Origin of the sequence: Nocardia sp. NPDC005745, assembly GCF_040630775.1 — a bacterium.
Lineage (GTDB): Bacteria > Actinomycetota > Actinomycetes > Mycobacteriales > Mycobacteriaceae > Nocardia.
The window spans coordinates 235,796-251,653 of sequence record NZ_JBEXYF010000001.1 but is presented as its reverse complement, the minus strand read 5'-3'; the positions used below and the strand labels follow the sequence as shown (position 1 = coordinate 251,653).

General features: G+C 68.7%; 16 protein-coding genes. 7 read left to right on the top strand and 9 right to left on the bottom strand.

Annotated features, from left to right (window positions below):
* Window positions 1-5: 5 nt before the first annotated feature.
* From ABZ420_RS01245 to ABZ420_RS01235, 3 genes are all read right to left on the bottom strand, one after another.
* On the bottom strand, window positions 6-680 hold the full coding sequence (locus ABZ420_RS01245; RefSeq protein ID WP_357115916.1) for a PhzF family phenazine biosynthesis protein: 675 nt from the start codon (window positions 678-680) through the stop codon (window positions 6-8).
* Between the two features lie 107 nt (window positions 681-787).
* Window positions 788-1,327, bottom strand: a complete 540-nt coding sequence (locus ABZ420_RS01240) for a carboxymuconolactone decarboxylase family protein (protein ID WP_357115914.1) — start codon at window positions 1,325-1,327, stop codon at window positions 788-790.
* 98 nt (window positions 1,328-1,425) lie between these two features.
* Window positions 1,426-2,013, bottom strand: a complete 588-nt coding sequence (locus tag ABZ420_RS01235; RefSeq protein ID WP_357115912.1) for a peroxiredoxin — start codon at window positions 2,011-2,013, stop codon at window positions 1,426-1,428.
* Window positions 2,014-2,190: 177 nt separating this feature from the next.
* Here ABZ420_RS01235 and ABZ420_RS01230 point away from each other — a divergent pair, with 177 nt between their 5' ends.
* The 5 genes from ABZ420_RS01230 to ABZ420_RS01210 all read left to right on the top strand — a co-directional run bounded on the left by ABZ420_RS01230 (window position 2,191) and on the right by ABZ420_RS01210 (window position 5,307).
* Window positions 2,191-3,099, top strand: a complete 909-nt coding sequence (locus ABZ420_RS01230; RefSeq protein WP_357115910.1) for a hydrogen peroxide-inducible genes activator — start codon at window positions 2,191-2,193, stop codon at window positions 3,097-3,099.
* A 49-nt stretch (window positions 3,100-3,148) separates the two neighbouring features.
* Entirely contained in the window at window positions 3,149-3,643 is a 495-nt protein-coding gene (locus ABZ420_RS01225) for a gamma-glutamylcyclotransferase family protein (protein WP_357115909.1), read from the top strand.
* Window positions 3,644-3,698: 55 nt separating this feature from the next.
* Window positions 3,699-4,289: a TetR family transcriptional regulator C-terminal domain-containing protein gene (locus ABZ420_RS01220; protein ID WP_357115907.1), complete on the top strand. Its 591-nt coding sequence runs from the start codon at window positions 3,699-3,701 to the stop codon at window positions 4,287-4,289.
* 75 nt (window positions 4,290-4,364) lie between these two features.
* The gene (locus ABZ420_RS01215) at window positions 4,365-5,099 is read left to right on the top strand and encodes an SDR family oxidoreductase (RefSeq protein ID WP_357115905.1); all 735 of its coding nucleotides are present in this window, start codon (window positions 4,365-4,367) and stop codon (window positions 5,097-5,099) included.
* Window position 5,100: 1 nt separating this feature from the next.
* On the top strand, window positions 5,101-5,307 hold the full coding sequence (locus ABZ420_RS01210) for a 4-oxalocrotonate tautomerase family protein (protein WP_357115903.1): 207 nt from the start codon (window positions 5,101-5,103) through the stop codon (window positions 5,305-5,307).
* Between the two features lie 182 nt (window positions 5,308-5,489).
* Here ABZ420_RS01210 and speD read toward each other — a convergent pair whose 3' ends face one another.
* From speD to ABZ420_RS01190, 4 genes are all read right to left on the bottom strand, one after another.
* Window positions 5,490-6,692 carry an adenosylmethionine decarboxylase gene (gene speD / locus ABZ420_RS01205; protein ID WP_357115901.1) on the bottom strand — a complete coding sequence of 401 codons (1,203 nt, stop codon included), beginning with the start codon at window positions 6,690-6,692 and terminating at the stop codon, window positions 5,490-5,492.
* A gap of 8 nt (window positions 6,693-6,700) precedes the next feature.
* A complete protein-coding gene (locus ABZ420_RS01200; protein WP_357115899.1) occupies window positions 6,701-7,816 on the bottom strand; it encodes a type III PLP-dependent enzyme in 1,116 nt (371 codons plus the stop codon).
* A 162-nt stretch (window positions 7,817-7,978) separates the two neighbouring features.
* A complete protein-coding gene (locus tag ABZ420_RS01195) occupies window positions 7,979-10,477 on the bottom strand; it encodes a DUF3516 domain-containing protein (protein ID WP_357115897.1) in 2,499 nt (832 codons plus the stop codon).
* Between the two features lie 69 nt (window positions 10,478-10,546).
* Window positions 10,547-11,491, bottom strand: a complete 945-nt coding sequence (locus tag ABZ420_RS01190) for a PAC2 family protein (protein WP_357115895.1) — start codon at window positions 11,489-11,491, stop codon at window positions 10,547-10,549.
* A 277-nt stretch (window positions 11,492-11,768) separates the two neighbouring features.
* Between ABZ420_RS01190 and ABZ420_RS01185 the strand changes: the two genes are divergently transcribed.
* Window positions 11,769-12,473 (top strand): sensor domain-containing protein, encoded by a 705-nt coding sequence (locus tag ABZ420_RS01185; protein ID WP_357115893.1) that lies wholly within the window; start codon window positions 11,769-11,771, stop codon window positions 12,471-12,473.
* A 447-nt stretch (window positions 12,474-12,920) separates the two neighbouring features.
* Complete coding sequence (locus ABZ420_RS01180; protein WP_357115891.1) at window positions 12,921-14,000, top strand: DUF4192 domain-containing protein; 1,080 nt, start codon at window positions 12,921-12,923, stop codon at window positions 13,998-14,000.
* 182 nt (window positions 14,001-14,182) lie between these two features.
* Here the strand turns inward: ABZ420_RS01180 and galE are convergent, their stop codons facing one another.
* Both galE and ABZ420_RS01170 read right to left on the bottom strand, forming a co-directional pair.
* Window positions 14,183-15,163 carry a UDP-glucose 4-epimerase GalE gene (galE, locus tag ABZ420_RS01175; RefSeq protein ID WP_357115889.1) on the bottom strand — a complete coding sequence of 327 codons (981 nt, stop codon included), beginning with the start codon at window positions 15,161-15,163 and terminating at the stop codon, window positions 14,183-14,185.
* 3 nt (window positions 15,164-15,166) lie between these two features.
* On the bottom strand, window positions 15,167-15,853 hold the full coding sequence (locus ABZ420_RS01170; RefSeq protein ID WP_357115887.1) for a metal-dependent transcriptional regulator: 687 nt from the start codon (window positions 15,851-15,853) through the stop codon (window positions 15,167-15,169).
* Between the last annotated feature and the right edge of the window lie 5 nt (window positions 15,854-15,858).

The following is a 15,858-nucleotide window of genomic DNA, read 5'->3' as shown; positions in this document are numbered from 1 at the left end:
GGGGACTAGATTTCCACCGGTTGGTCGCCGACGACTCGCCCGCCCAGGTGCACCCACCCGTCGGAGTCCCATCGGGTGAACATTTGCGAGCCTTTGCCCTGGGTGATGATCAGGCCTTTGCGCAGCAACGCCGTCAACGCCACGGCCGCCGCTCCGGTGGCCTCGTCCTCGGAGATCCCCATGGTCGGCGCGAACATGCGCGATCGCAGGACGGCGCGATGTTCGTCGGTCCACGCCCACAGGTAGTGCGGGCCGCCGGGAAACTCGTCCGGGTGCAGCGTGGCCAGCACCTCCGGGTCCTCCAGCTGATGGAAGGTGAACGGCGGCGCCCATTCGCCGCGAGCGGTGATCCAGGTCAATCCCTCGGTGAGTTCCACCGCCACCGGGCCCGCGGGCACAGCCAGGGTCCGCAGGGGGATGCCCTGGGACGCGAACCACCACGCGGTCCCCACCGAGGGGTGGCCCGCGAACGGGAGCTCCACCGTGGGGGTGTAGATGCGCACCGCGACCGTGCCGTCGACCGGCTCCTCGACCACCACGGTCTCGCTGTAGCCGGCTTTGGCCGCCAGCGCCTGCCGATCGGCCGCGGCCACCTCGGACGCCCGTGCGATACCCAGCTCGTTGCCGAAGCGCCCGGTCGCGTCGGTGAACACTCGCACCACATCAACCTGTGTGCTCATGCTCGACGAGCCTACCCGTGTGCCCTTGCGGGGGGCTGTCGGCTGGACCACATCGGGAATGCGAAAGAGGCCCCCGTCGCAGGACAGGGGCCTCTTTTCGAGCGAAATCAGATCGCGGCCGTGCTGAGCGCCTCGGTCGATTGCACCGCCTGGCCGACACCGGCCACGATGGCAGCGGCGCGCAGCGATTCGAAGATCACTTCGCGCGAGACGCCCGCTTCGCGCAGAGTGTGCTCGTGCGCCTCGAGGCAGTGCGCGCAGCCGTTGATCGAGGAGACCGCGAACGACCAGAGCTCGAAGTCGGCCTTGTCGACGCCGGGCGCACCGATGATCTGCATGCGCAGTCCCGCCCGCAGGTCGTCGTAGCGGCCGCCGAGGAACGCCTTGCCCCGGTAGAACACGTTGTTCATGCCCATGATCGAGGCGGCGCCGAGTGCGGCGTTGTACGCCTCCGCCGACAGCACGTCGGCGGCTTCCTCGGCGATCTCGCGCAGCGTGGTCGTCGACCGGGTCGCGGCCGCCGACGCCAGCAGGGTGCCCCACAGCTGCTGCTCGTTCAGCACGGTGGTGCGCGCGATAGATGACAAGTTGAGCTTGAGGTCCTTGGCGTACTCGGGAAGGGAGTTCTTCAGGTTCTCAATGCTCATTCGGCGATTCCTCTACTCGGTGCGGTCCCCGTATGGGGACTGTGTCGTTCTCGATGATGTGGGCGGCGCACCCGAAATCCCGGGTGCGAAGGGGTATTTCAGAGGCTGGCAGCCAAGAGTTCACCGGCGTTGATGGTCGGATCGCCCTTCTTCCAGTTGCAGGCGCACAGCTCGTCGGACTGCAAAGCGTCCAGCACGCGCAGCACCTCGTCGACGTTGCGGCCAACGGAACCCGCGGTGACGGAGACGAACTGGATCTCGTTGTTCGGGTCGATGATGAAGGTGGCGCGGTCGGCGACGCCGTCGGCGTTGAGCACGCCGGTGGCGGTGGCCAGTTCACGCTTGAGGTCCGAGAGCATGGGGAAGGGGAGGGTCTTGAGATCCTCGTGCTGAGCGCGCCACTGGAAGTGCACGAACTCGTTGTCCACCGAGGCGCCGAGCACCTGCGCGTCCCGGTCCTCGAATTCGTCGTTGAGCTTGCCGAACGCGGCGATCTCGGTCGGGCACACGAAGGTGAAGTCCTTGGGCCAGAAGAAGACGATCCGCCACTTGCCCGCGTGGTCGTCGCTGGTGATCCGGGTGAAGTAGTCGTCAGGCTGCTGAGCGTCGACCTTCGACAGATCACCGCCGATGACCGCGGTGAGGTTGTATGCCGGGAATTGGTCGCCGATGGTCAGCAGGGCCATGCTCGTCTCCTCGTCAGGTTGGTTGCCAACTGTGTTCTGCGGTATTGCGGGGCCGTTGCGGTTCCACGAGCCACCGCCTCGGGCCGGCACTCACACCGCCGGTGGAAAAGCTCACCGGCGATCTTGCCCAAGGGTGCGTAAAAGGTAAAGGTGATCAGTCGCACTACACTGATAGGCGTGACTGATCAGACTTATCAGCCCACCCTGTCACAGCTGCGTGCGTTCGTGGCGATCGCGGAATACCGCCATTTCGGCACCGCGGCCACGCGCCTCGGTGTGAGTCAGCCCACGTTATCGCAGGCGCTCGCCGCTCTGGAACACGGGCTCGGGCTCCAGCTGATCGAACGGAGCACCCGCCGCGTGCTGGTGACCGCCTCCGGGATGCGCTTGCTGCCCAAGGCGATGGCGACGCTGGAGGCGGCCGACCGCTTCGTCGCCTCGGCCACCGGCGACGGACTCGGCGGCACGCTGCGGATGGGCATCATCCCGACGGTCGCCCCCTATGTGCTGCCCGGGTTGCTGCCGGAACTGCGCAAGCGGCTACCCGAGTTGCGTCCGCAGATCGTCGAGGACCAGACCGCCCGGTTGCTGGACGGCCTGCGCACCGGCGTACTGGACGTCGCGCTGCTGGCGGTGCCCACCGAGATGCCCGGCCTGGTCGAGATCCCCCTCTACACCGAGGAATTCGTGCTGGTCACGCCGCGCGGTCACGAGCTGGCCGGGCGCACCGATCTCGCGGCGGCGGTGCTGGACGCCCAGCCGCTGCTGCTGCTGGACGAGGGGCACTGCCTGCGCGATCAGACATTGGAGGCCTGCCGCTCGGCCGATGTGCACCCGGCCGCCGTCGGTGACACCCGGGCCGCGTCCCTGTCCACGGTGGTGCAGTGCGTCGCCGGTGGGCTCGGCGTGACGCTGATCCCGCAGATGGCCGTCGCGACGGAAACCGCGCGCGGCACATTGGATGTCGCGCACTTCGGCGCCCCCGCCCCCGGCCGTACCATCGGCCTGGTCTTCCGTACTTCCACTGCTCGGGCCGATGATTACGAATATCTGGCCGCCATCGTCCGCGCTCAGCGGCCGATGTAGCCGCGCAGCCCGTGAGAGCGCGTCGAGCCAGGGTGAGAGGAGGCACGAGGTGGCATCGGCGGCGCGGGGAGACGGGCGGCTGGGCCGCCTGTCCGGGCGGGATGACGCGCTGTTCGTCTACGGCACGCTGCAGTTCCCCGAAGTGCTGGAGACGCTGCTCGGGCGAGTCCCGCCGAGCGAACCGGCCGAGATGACCGGTTGGCGCGCCGCCGCGCTGCCGCGGCGGATCTACCCGGGGCTGGTCGCCGCACCCCTTGCCCGCACCCGCGGTGCGGTGCTGAGCGGTCTCACCGCGGCGGAGTGGACGATCCTCGACGCGTTCGAGGACGACGAGTACGACCTACGCCGAGTGCGCGTCGAGCACCGGAATGTTCCGGTGTGGACCTATGTCTGGACGGTGGCGGCGGATCCGGCGGACTGGCAGCGGGAGCGGTTCGCCGCCGAGCACCTCGCGCATTTCGCCGCTCGCTCCGCGAGGTGGCGACGAGATCCGGCGAGTTTCCCGGATCCGGCCGGACCGGGATGGTCGGGGCCCTCGGCGTGAGGCGCACGGACGCCGCCTCTTGCCATTCCAAGACGACCGGTCGTATATTCAACGCATGGCACGACCACGGCGCAGCGAAGACACTCGGCGGCTTCTGGTCGAAGAGGGTGCCGCGGGTTTCCTGACCAGCGGCTATCACGGCACCGGGATCAAACAGATCCTCGACCGGGTCGGGGTGCCGAAGGGTTCGTTCTACAACTACTTCGACAGCAAGGAGAGTTTCGGGCGCGCGATCATCGAGCACCACTCCCTCTGTGTGCAACGCAACCTGACCGAGGCGTTCGCCGACGCGCCGGACCCGGTGAGCGGATTGCGGGCGTTCTTCGGGCGGCTGATGGACGACTTCGTCGCGTCCGATTTCACCGGCGGCTGCCTCATCGCGAATCTGGGCGGCGAACTGGAAGGCAGTGAGCTGCTGCGGGAATCGCTGTCTAAGGCGTGGGCCGCGTGGCGCGACCGTATCGCCGAGCAACTCGCGCAGGGGCAGCGCCTGGGCATGATCCGCGCCGACATCGAGGCGGGCGAGCTGGCGGATCTGCTGCTCGAATCCTGGGAGGGGGCGGTGATCAGGATGAAGATCGATCGCACCCTCGACCCGCTGCGCAAGTGCCTGGATCGCCTCCTGGGCGACTACTTCCTGCCCTGATCAGGGCGTCACACTCATCGGGCGTCTCGGCCGACCATTCGAAGACGACCGGTCGTATATATGAAAGGACAAGCCATGGCGAAGACGGTCATCGTGACCGGTTCCTCCAGTGGGATCGGCCGCGATATCGCACGGGCATTCGTGGAGCGCGGCGACAACGTCGTGCTCAACGGGCGAGACGAGGCAAAGCTGATGGAGGTGGCCGCCGCACTCGGTGCGCCGGAGCGAGTGGCCACGGTCGCGGGCGATATCGGCGCGGCCGCCACCGGAGCGACCTTGGTCGGCGTCGCCGTCGAGCGGTTCGGCGGCGTGGACGTGCTGGTCAACAACGCGGGCATCTTCGGAGCCAAACCGTTCGTCGAGGTCACCGAGGGAGACCTGGACGGCTATCTGAACGGAAACCTCAAAGGCACCTACTTCACCACGCAGGCCGTGGTGCGGCGATTCCTGACCCAAGCGAGAGGCGGCAGCATCGTCAATATCGGCACCGTGCTGATCGACCATGCCCTCGCCGGGCTGCCCGCCACGGCGGCCCTGGTCAGCAAGGGCGGCGTGCACGCGCTGACCACCAGCCTGGCCGCCGAACTCGCCGCCGACGGCATCCGGGTCAACGCGGTCGCCCCCGGCGTCATCCGCACGCCGCTGTTCGGCGACGGCGACGAACCGGCCTCCGCCCGGCTCGCACTGCTCAATCGCATCGGCGAAGTCGCCGAAACGACGGCCGCGGTGCTGTATCTCGCCGATGCGGAATTCACGACCGGACACATTCTCCCCGTCGACGGCGGGTTCATCGCTGGAAGGGCGGCCTGAAATGCCGTACGTGAACATCAAGGTCACCGACGAAGGCGTGACCCGCGAACAGAAGGCGCGGCTGATCGAGGGCGTCACCGATCTGCTGCACGACGTGCTCGGCAAGGCGCCCGGGAGCACCTACGTCGTGATCGACGAAGTCGCCCTGTCCAATTGGGGTGTCGGCGGGGTCGACGTCGAGCGGTGGCGTGAGCAGCAGCGCTCCTGAACCGCGAACTCTCTGCCGGACAACTCGTCACGAGGAAGTCGCACCGGAACCGTTACGTTCCCCTCTGCCGCCTCTCGATACGGCCTATACAGCTCGATGGCGGAGAGCCGCGGTGCCAACTTTGCTACCGAACGCCGGATGCGCCGGTCCCGTTCGGGACCGGCGCATCCGGGTGCCTTGGCCTAGACCCGCAGCGCGTGCGGTTCGATCGCGCCGCGCACCAGCGCCCGCGCGTCGATGGTCTCGGGCCGGTAGGGCAACCGCGCCAGACGATCGGTCATCCCGCCGACCGGATCGTCGACCGTGTCCACCAGCCCGAACAGGAACGACCACTCGTGCTCGTCGCTGCCGTAGTGCACGACGGTGCCGAACTGCTCGTGGAAACGCTCCCAAGACCGCTTCAGCGTCTCGTTGCGCCACATGGTCGCGCAGCCGGCCTGGGCGCACAGCACCCCACCGGGCGCGAGCAACGCGCGACATCGGGACAGGAACTCCGCCTCGTAGAGCCGATTGTGCTGCGCGTCCTCGACGCGCTCGTCCGGCAGGTCGATCACGACGACGTCGTAGCGGGTGCCCGCCTGCGCGGCCGTGGCCAGGAAGTCCCAGCCGTCGGCGTAGTGCACCTTGATCGGTCCATCGCCCTCGACGGCGGCGGCCAGCTCGTCGCTGGAGTAGCCGTAGGGCAGGTGCCGGGCGCACAGCTCCACCTCGAGCTGGTCGATGTCGACGTGGTCGACGTGGGTGGCGCCCGCGGCGACCGACATCTGACTGGCGACACCCTCTCCGGAGCCGATGATCAGCACTTTGTCCAGCTTCTCGGCCAGCGCGAAGGCGGGGACCATCATCGCCTCGTGGTAGGTGAGCTGGGAGAACTCGGTGGACTGCCGGTCGTCGTCGGAGAACAGGCTGATGCCCTGCTCGGTCCGCGCGATGACCATGTGCTGGAACGGGGTGTGGGTGTCGACGATCACCTCGTGCAGGTCCCAGATGCGGGTCAAGCCCGCGCCCACCGGTTCCTCGATCCGCTGGCTGCCGTGTCCCCTGCGGATGACCTGCATGCGAACATCCTTGGGAGCCAACGCGTCCCGCAGTAGCTCGACCGCTTTCGACGCGCCCGCGCCGATGCTGCCGCAGGTGAACACGTCGACGAAGATGTCGCCGGACTCCGGATAAGTGTGAATCGAGGCGTGGGACTCCGACAACAGCGCGAGGACGGTCACCCCCTGCGGTTCGAACTTCTTGTGTACGACATCGCAGATGGTGACGCCCGCCGCGATCAGAGACTCACGCAACGCCGATTCGAGTCGTTCGAGATCGTCGCAGAGGTCTGCGTCGACACCACCGAACTCGGCCAGCACATGCCAACCGGTGAATTCCGCCGTCATGGGCAAACTCACTCTCGCTCAGCGCCCGAGACATGAACGGTCAAGGGCGGAAAACCATTGAATGACACCGACGAATAGCTCGCGGTATAGGCACCGGTGTCGAGGATTCGAACGCGATCACCGGCTCGCAACGTGGTCGGTAGGAGGACTCGCGTGCGTTGATACAGTACATCGTCGCCGTCGCAGGTCGGACCGGCCACCACCGCCTCGTCGACGGGGTCGCCGTCCCGGTCGGTGACGAACCGGTAGGCGATGTACTCGTTCTCCGTCTCGGCCATCCCGTTGTAGCGGCCGATGTCGAGATACACCCAGCGCCGTCCGTCCGGCGCGGTGCGGACGCCGACGACCTCGGCGTGAATCGTGCCCGCCGAACCGACCAGTGCCCGGCCCGGTTCGACGACCAATCCGGTATCCCCGGAAAGGAATTCGGCTGCGGCGTGCTTGACCACAGCGGCGATCTTGCCCAGCCCGGGCGCGGGGTCGGCGTAGGAAATCGGCATCCCGCCGCCGATGTTCACCGAACCGACCGCGATGTCCTTGTCGGCCAGCGCCTCGGCGATCCGGCCCGCCTGCTCGATGCCGATCCGCCAGGCGGCGGGGTCCAGTTGCTGGGAGCCGACGTGGAAGTACGGCCCCGCGACCACGAGCCCGAGGTCGCGGGCCCGGACCAGCAGCCGCAACGCCTCACCCGGGCTGCAACCGAACTTCGTGCCGAACGGGGTGCGCGACTCCGGCGCCGAGGCGAGGAACCGGCACTCCACCTCGGAGCCGGGCGCGTGCTCGGCTATGCGCAGCAAGTCGTCCTCGGTGTCGAAGGCGAAGCGGCGCACGCCCGAGGCATAGGCCCTGGCGATATGCGCGGCCTTCTTGATGGGGTTGCCGTAACACAACCGCTGCGGCGCCACCCCCAGCCCGAGGCAGAGGTCGATCTCGCCGACACTGGCGACATCGAATTCCGCGCCCTCCTCGTCGAGCAGGCGCACGATCGCCGGCACCGGGCTCGCCTTCACGGCGAAACGGATCCTCGTCGTGGCGCCCGTGTCCGCGGACAGGGCGGCATCGAGCGCGCGGTAATTCTGGCGGACACGCTCGGGATGGATGACAAGGTAGGGCGATTCGGGCATAGTTGATCTTTCGCTTGGGCAGCGGGGGAGAGAGTATCAGCGGCCCGTACCCAGAAACGAATCCGTCGAAACCTGGGTTCGCCACATGGTCGCGCACCCTGTCCTCCTTGCGCGACGGAGCTGCTGACCTGCGTGGACACGGGACCGATGGGTGATGCGGGCTCAGCCGGCGGACACGGTGACGTCGTCGAAGACGACTTCGCCCGCGGCGTCGGACTCGGCGAGATCGACCACCGCGTCGATCGACCAGCCGTGCTCGCCCGCCGGGTCGTCGAGCACCTGGCGCACCTGCCAGAATCCGGGTCTTCGTTCCACCTGGAACAGTTGCGGACCTCGGGCGTCGGGGCCCGTGCCGATCCGCTCGTACTCCGCGTAGTAGTCCGCGAGCGCATCGGCCCAGTCCGGTCCTGGACTCAGTTCGGCCAGTTCGTCCCAGCGTCGCAGTGCGGCCAGTTCGACGCGGCGGAACATCGCGTTACGGACCATGACCCGGAAGGCGCGCTCGTTGGCGGTGATCGGGCGCACCGTTTCCGCGCCGAAGGCGAGCTGGTCGGCGTCGGTCTCCGCACCCGGGTTGGTCAGTTGCTCCCACTCGTCGAGCAGGCTCGAATCCACTTGGCGCACAAGCTCTCCGAGCCATTCGGTGATGTCGTCGAGTTCCTCGGTGCGCGCCGACTCCGGCACGGTCCGCCGCAGCGCGCGGTAGGCGTCGGCGAGGTAGCGCAGCACCACGCCCTCGGAGCGGGCCAGCTCGTAGAAGGAGATCAGCTCCGCGAAGGTCATGGCGCGTTCGATCATGTCGCGCGCCACCGACTTGGGCGCGGGCGCGAATTCCGACACCCACGGGTGGCCTGCGCGATAGGTCTCGTACGCCGGTTCGATCAGCTCGGCCAGCGGTTTGGGCCAGGTCACCTCTTCGAGCAGTTCCATCCGCTCGTCGTAGTCGATGCCGTCGGCCTTCATCTCCGCGATGGCCTCGCCGCGAGCCTTGTGCTGCTGGGCCATCAGCAGCTGGCGCGGATCCTCCAGAGTGGATTCGATGAGCGACACCACGTCGAGGGTATAACTCGGGGACTGTTTGTCCAGCAGGTCCAGCGCGGCCAGCGCGAACGGCGACAGCGGCTGGTCGAGGGCGAAATCGCGCTGCAGGTCGACGGTCAGGCGGGCGCGGCGGCCGTGGGCGTCCGGCTCAGGCAGTTGCTGCACCACCCCGGCGTCGCGCAGCGCGCGATACAGCCGGATGGCACGCAGGATGTGCCTGCGCTGGGCGGGACGCGGCTCGTGGTTGTCCTCGAGCAGGTGACGCATGGCGGTGAAGCAGTTGCCCGGCCTGGCGATCACGTTCAGCAGCATGGCGTTGGTCACCGTGAAACGCGACACCATCGGCTCGGGCTGCGCGGCCACCAAGCGGTCGAAGGTCTCCTCGCTCCAGGACACGAAGCCTTCCGGCGGTTTGCGTCGCTGCACCTTGCGCTGTTTCTTGGGATCGTCGCCCGCCTTGGCCAGCAACCGGGTGTTCTCCACCTCGTGTTCGGGAGCCTGCACGACCACGGTGCCCATGGTGTCGTAACCGGCCCGGCCCGCACGGCCCGCGATCTGATGGAACTCCCGTGCCTTGAGCCTGCGGGTGCGCACGCCGTCGAACTTGGTCAGCCCGGTGAGCAGCACGGTGCGGATGGGCACGTTGATGCCGACGCCGAGGGTGTCGGTGCCGCACACAACCTTCAGCAGACCGTCCTGGGCGAGACGTTCCACCAGGCGCCGGTACTTCGGCAGCATGCCCGCGTGATGCACGCCGATGCCGTGCCGGATCAGCCGCGACAGGGTCTTGCCGAAGCCCGCGGCGAACCGGAACTCGCCCAGCGCGCCGGCGATCGCGTCCTTCTCGGCGCGCGTCGCGAAATTCACGCTGGTCAGCGCCTGCGCGCGCTCCAGCGCGGCGGCCTGGGTGAAGTGCACGACGTACACCGGGGCCTGGTGGGTGGTGACCAGTTCCTCGAGGGTCTCGGTGATCGGGGTGCGGGCGTAGGAGAAGCTCAGCGGCACCGGGCGCTCGGTACCCGCGACGATCGCGGTGGAGCGGCCGGTCCGGCGCTCCAGGTCGCGGGCGAAGAAGTCGACCTCGCCGAGCGTGGCCGACATGAGCAGGAACTGGGCACGGGGCAGTTCCAGCAACGGAACCTGCCAGGCCCACCCCCGGTCGGGGTCGGAATAGAAGTGGAATTCGTCCATCACGACTTGGCCGACCGCGGCGTCCGCGCCCTCGCGCAGCGCCAGGTTGGCCAGGATCTCCGCGGTCGCGCAGATGATCGGCGCCTCCGGATTCACCGCGGCGTCGCCGGTGACCATGCCGACGCGTTCGGCGCCGAACACCTCGCAGAGAGCGAAGAATTTCTCGCTCACCAGCGCCTTGATCGGGGCGGTGTAGTAGGTGCGCAGCCCCTGGGTGAGGGCGAAGAGATGTGCGCCGACCGCGACGAGCGATTTCCCGGAACCTGTTGGGGTGGCGAGGATGACGTTGGATCCGGATGCCAGCTCGAGCAGCGCCTCGTCCTGCGCCGGGTAGAGCGGGGTGCCCTGCTCGGCGGCCCACATTCCGAACGCCTCGTAGAGCGCGTCGGCGTCGGTCCCCGGGATGTCGAGCAGTTCGGTCAGATCCACTCCGACCACCCTACGGCCTCGCCGGCGAACGGCCGTGCAGGGGCGACAGGGACCCGGCCGCCGCGCGGCTCAGTCCTGCTCGCCCTCGTCCCCGCCCTTGTCCCGGCTCTGCTCGGCGAGGAACCGCTCGAACTCGGCGCCCAGTTCGTCACCGCTCGGCAACTCGCCGTCGCCCACCAGCAGGCTCGACTGCCGCTCCTGCGCGGTGACGAAGCTGTCGTACTGCCGTTCCAGGGCGTGCACGACGGTCTCCACCTCGGCGTTGCCCGCGATGTGCTCGTTGACCTGTTCACGCACCCGGGCGGCGGCCTCGCCCAGCGCGGCCAGCGGGAACTCCAGACCGGCGTTGTCGGCGACGTTCTCCAGCAGCGTCTGCGCGGCCTCCGGGTAGGCGGTCTGCGCCAGGTAGTGCGGCACGTGCACGGAGAAGCCGACCGACTCGTGCCCGTGCTGCGCCATCCGGAATTCCAGCAGCGACGACGCGCTGCCCGGCACCTGCAACTCGCCGGGCCACCGCTGGTGGTCGGAGATCAGGTCGCGATCCGAGGAATGCGCGGTCACGCCGAGTGGACGGGTGTGCGGAATGGCCATCGGGATGGCGCTGAGACCGATGCTGCGGCGCACGCCGAGCTGTTCGGCGAGCAGTCGCACCGCGGTGGTGAACTTCTCCCAGCGTAGGTCCGGTTCCAGGCCCGCGAGCAACAGGAACGGGGTGCCCGCGGTGTCCCGCAGAGCCCAGAGGTTGAGCTCCGGCTCGGCGTAATCGGAGAAATGATCGGTCTTGAAGGTCATGAGCGGACGGCGCGACCGATAGTCCAGCAGCTCGTCCACGTCGAACGAGGCGACCAGTTCGCTTTCGAGGCTCTCGCGCAGGTGCGTGGTCGCCAGCCGTACCGCGTGCCCGGCGTCGGTGAAACCCTCCAGCCCGTGCACCAGGACCGGGCCCGCGCCGTCGGCGGACGACAGCTGCGGAGCGGGGAACTCCAGTTCGTACATTCGCGACTCGTAGTCCATCGCGTACTCCTTCCTGCGCGGCTCCTGCGGCCCGGACGCGTACCGCACGCGCCAGTGTGATTGCCTGCCCGATCGTTCGCCACCCTTGCTGGTGGTGCGAGACGAGCAGTCGTCCGGACCGGGGACCGCTGTCCATTGTCCCCCATGTCGTGGCGGTCACCGCGCACGGCCGGACACCGACCCGTACTCCGAGGCAACAGCATCGGTGGCTCGCGCATTCCCGGCCCGGCGGCGTGGCATCGCCGGCTGGACACCAGGAGTTTGGCACAGTGGGGGTGTGACCGTGGCGGATTCCAGGCGCATGCGGCCGGGCTGGGTGGCGCCCGTCGTCTGCGCGGTGCTGCTCGCAGGATGCGGGTCGACGGTACCGGGGCGCCCGGTCTCGTCGGTGCCCGCTACGGTGACCCGGCATGTGAGCGCCGAACTACCGACGCTGTTGCCGGATGCGAACCAGTTCCCACCGCCCTATACGGCGGTGGTGCTGCCGCAGGAAGCCGTGGCCCAGGCGGCGGGCGATCTGGACGGCATGGGACGCGGTGCGGATGTCCAGCCCAGCCGCTGCGCGCCGCCGGATCAGGACTTCGGCCCCGAGCACACCGCCATGGCGGTCGGCACGGACGATGCCACGCGTGCCACGCTGACCGTCGAATTGACGCGCACCGGCGAACCGTTGACGGCATTGCGCGCCCGGCTGGAGCAGTGCGGATCGGTGCGGGTGCAGCGAGCGGGCGCCGCCACAACGGTGACGACCGAGCAGGCTTCGCCACCGCCGATCGACGCCGACGACGCCCTTTCGCTGCGCAGGATCGTGCGGCCCGAGGCGGGAGGCACCCGGCTGATCCAGTCCATGCGCACCCACGTCGCGCAGACCGGAGATGTGCGTGTCTCGGTGACGTATATGTCCTTCGCCGATGACGAACCGGATACCGCGGCATTGAATGCGCTGTTCGCCACCGCGGTGCGCAAAGTGCGCGAGAGATAGCAGACAGAGGCCGGCACCGTAGCAGGCGCCACCGACACGACTTGCGATACCTCCGTCGTGCCGGTCGAGTGGTGCACAGTGTGAAGCGAAATCCCCAGGGCGGCGGAATCGCCAGGTCGGCGGCGCGGGCCGGAGACAGCCGGGCCGCATGGTCGAAGCATGACCAATTCCGCGACCCCGTTTCCCGCTCCCGAACCGGTCGATGCCGGCTGTGCGGGCAAGGACGACACCTCCCGACCGGCAACCGGCAGTGACCGTTCGTCGCCTTCCGGCGTTTCTTCCGAGGCCGAGGTGTGCGTCTCTCCCGCCGCCATGGTTGCGCCGCACTCCTATTCGCATACCGCGCAGAGCGGAACAAGCGCATGGAACCCCGGTGGCGCGGCCGGCGATGCCCGATGCCGTGATGAACCTCCGCCGTTCCGGGATACGCCCGATCACGTTGTGTGCGTGGACGACCCGGCGGAGTTGATCGCCGGTGTGCCCGCCATGCTGGGCTTCACCCCGGAACGGTCGGTGGTCGTGCTCGTCCTTCGGCACGGGACGGCGGGTGGTGCGATAGTCGACGCGGTGGTGCGGTTCGACCTGGACTCGCCCAGCGGGCGGCGGGTACGGGGCGCGACATTGGCGGCGGCGGTCGCGCGGATCTGCGCGCACGACGAGGCGGCCGAGGTCCTGGCGGTCGTCGTGGACGAACGCGCCATGGAACCGGGGGCGGGAGCCGACCGGCCGGGCTGCGCGACCGGACGATTCGATGTGCTGGTCGGCTCGCTCGGCAGGAGGTTGGCGGCATGCGACATCTCGCTCGGCGGAGTGTGGGCGGTGCGTGCCATCGCCGCCGGGCAGCGCTGGTGGACGTTGACGGGGCCGCGGCGGCACGGGGTGCTCCGGGATCCGGCGGCCTCTCTCGTGACGCTGACCCACGTGCTGGACGGCAGGCCGATCCGCGGTTCGCGTTCCGAACTCACCGCACTGGTCGCGCGGGACCCGCTCGCCCATGCCGAGGTGACCGCGCATCTACCGGACGCGCTCGCACGCGCCCGTGAACGCTATGCGCGGGCCGCGCGTCGCGGCGACCCGATCGGATACAGCAGGCAAGCGCTCGACCATGTGCTGTGGCAGATCGCCAACACCGCCTCGGGCGCCGCGCTGATGGCGCCCGAACTTGCGAAAATAGCGGCAGCCCTGCGCGATAGGGCGGTGCGGGATTCGATGTTCGCCTTGGCCGTCGGTGACAACGCCGACGCGGCCGAGGCGGTGTGGGCCGCCCTGACCCGCGCGCTGTCCGGCGCCGATCGCGCCGAGGCCGCCGCTCTGCTCGGCTACAGCGCCTACGTCCGTGGCGACGGACCGTTGGCGGGCATCGCGTTGGAGGCCGCGTTGGAGGCGGACCCCGGACACCCGATGGCGATGCTGCTCGATACCTCGCTGCGCCTGGGCATGCGCCCCGAACAGTTGCGCAGGCTCGCGCACAGCGGCTACCGAACCGCCGCCGGTCTCGGTATCGACCTGGGCGCGCCGACCTCGTGAAACCCGTTGTTCCACTTGTGGTCGACGAGTCCGCGATGCGTAGTCCGGCGAGCCGGGTGCCGAAGTGTTCCGACGACTCCGCAGTGCTTCGTCCGCATGCACGGCGTGACAGCGGTCCGGGCTCCGGCGCGATCGTGACCGCCCGAGTCGGCGCCGGCCCGGCCCGGGCCGTGGGGGAGCGGTTATTTCGCGCTGTGCGCGCGGGGGCCGAGCGACTGGAGGAAAGCCCAGGCGTCGGTGACGATCTCGTCGAGGTCGTTGTGTTCGGGACGCCAGCCGAGTTCGGTGATGGCACGTTCGCTGGACGCGATGAGCGTCGCCGGGTCGCCCGGGCGGCGGGGCGCGTCCTGCGCGGTGATCGGCAGACCGGTGACGCGCTCGCAGGCCGAGATCACCTCGCGAACGGAGAATCCGGTGCCGCTGCCGAGGTTGTAGATCCGATGGGTCCCCGCTTCGGCGGTCGCCAAAGCCAGCAGATGGGCCTGAGCGAGGTCGCGGATGTGGATGTAATCGCGGACCGCGGTGCCGTCGGGGGTGGGCCAATCGGTGCCGAAGACCGAGATCGCCTTGCGATGCCCAGCCGCGACCTGCAATACCAGGGGGATGAGATGCGTTTCCACCACCCGGTTCTCGCCGAGGCCACCGTAGGCGCCGGCCACATTGAAGTACCGCAGGCTGGTCGCCGCCAGCCCGTGCGCGACCGCGTAGGAGGTGATGGCGTGGTCGATGGCCAGTTTCGACGCGCCGTACGGATTGGTCGGGCGGGTCGGAGCGTCCTCGGTGATCGGGACCTGCTCCGGTTCCCCGTAGACCGCCGCGGTGGAGGAGAAGACCAGCCGCGGCGTTCCCGCGCGCCGCATGGCCTCCAGCAGTTCGAACGTCTTCACCACATTGCCGTGCCAGTACTTCTCCGGCTGCTGCACCGACTCGCCGACCAGCGACTGCGCCGCGAAATGCAGGACTCCGTCGAAGGGTTCGGCGGCCAGCAGCCGGGGCGCGGCGACCGCGACGTCACCCTCGACGAACCGGACAGCGGAAGGGACGCCGTCGGCATTGCCGGTGGACAGATCATCGACCACGACCACGTCGTGGCCGGCTTCCAGCAGGACCTGGGCGCAGACGCCGCCGACGTAGCCCGCGCCACCTGTGACGAGAAGTTTCACGTCTCAGGCCAGCTTCACCTGGACGGCGTGCGCCATCTCGTCGGGCAGTTCGAAGCCGTCGTGGCCGGGCACGGTGATGACCACCGACCCCTGTTTCGTCTCCACCGTGACGCGCGCGTCGGGGACCACGCCCGCCTCGCGCAGCCGGCCGATGACCTCCGGGTCGGTCTGGATGTGCTCGGCGAGCCTGCGCACGACGACGGCGTGCAACTGGCCGGGCGGCAGATCGGACAGGCGCAGCAGCGTCTCGTCGGCGGAGGCGGGCGGGTTGATGCCCAGCTCGTCCAGGCCGGGGATGGGGTTGCCGTACGGGGAGGTGGTGGGGTGGTTGAGCACCTCGACCAGGCGGCGCTCGACGTCTTCGCTCATCACGTGCTCCCAGCGACAGGCCTCCGCGTGCACGTTCTGCCAGTCGAGGCCGATGATGTCGACGAGCAGCCGTTCGGCCAGCCGGTGCTTGCGCATGACCGCGACGGCCATGCTGCGCCCCTTGTCGGTCAGCTCGAGATGACGGTCTCCGGCAACCAGCAGCAAACCATCACGTTCCATCCGTGCGACGGTCTGGCTCACGGTGGGACCACTCTGTTCGAGGCGCTCGGCGATCCGGGCGCGCAGGGGCACCACGCCCTCCTCCTCGAGGTCGTAGATGGTACGGAGATACATCTCCGTGGTGTCGACCAGATCCTTCACCTGTT

Excerpts from the sequence above, each read along its gene's own strand:
- ABZ420_RS01235 (WP_357115912.1), bottom strand. The coding sequence starts at position 2,013 with ATGGCCCTGCTGACCATCGGCGACCAATTCCCGGCATACAACCTCACC.
- ABZ420_RS01210 (WP_357115903.1), top strand. The coding sequence starts at position 5,101 with ATGCCGTACGTGAACATCAAGGTCACCGACGAAGGCGTGACCCGCGAA.
- speD (WP_357115901.1), bottom strand. The coding sequence starts at position 6,692 with ATGACGGCGGAATTCACCGGTTGGCATGTGCTGGCCGAGTTCGGTGGT.
- ABZ420_RS01200 (WP_357115899.1), bottom strand. The coding sequence starts at position 7,816 with ATGCCCGAATCGCCCTACCTTGTCATCCATCCCGAGCGTGTCCGCCAG.
- ABZ420_RS01215 (WP_357115905.1), top strand. The coding sequence starts at position 4,365 with ATGGCGAAGACGGTCATCGTGACCGGTTCCTCCAGTGGGATCGGCCGC.
- ABZ420_RS01245 (WP_357115916.1), bottom strand. The coding sequence starts at position 680 with ATGAGCACACAGGTTGATGTGGTGCGAGTGTTCACCGACGCGACCGGG.
- ABZ420_RS01220 (WP_357115907.1), top strand. The coding sequence starts at position 3,699 with ATGGCACGACCACGGCGCAGCGAAGACACTCGGCGGCTTCTGGTCGAA.
- ABZ420_RS01190 (WP_357115895.1), bottom strand. The coding sequence starts at position 11,491 with ATGGACTACGAGTCGCGAATGTACGAACTGGAGTTCCCCGCTCCGCAG.
- ABZ420_RS01240 (WP_357115914.1), bottom strand. The coding sequence starts at position 1,327 with ATGAGCATTGAGAACCTGAAGAACTCCCTTCCCGAGTACGCCAAGGAC.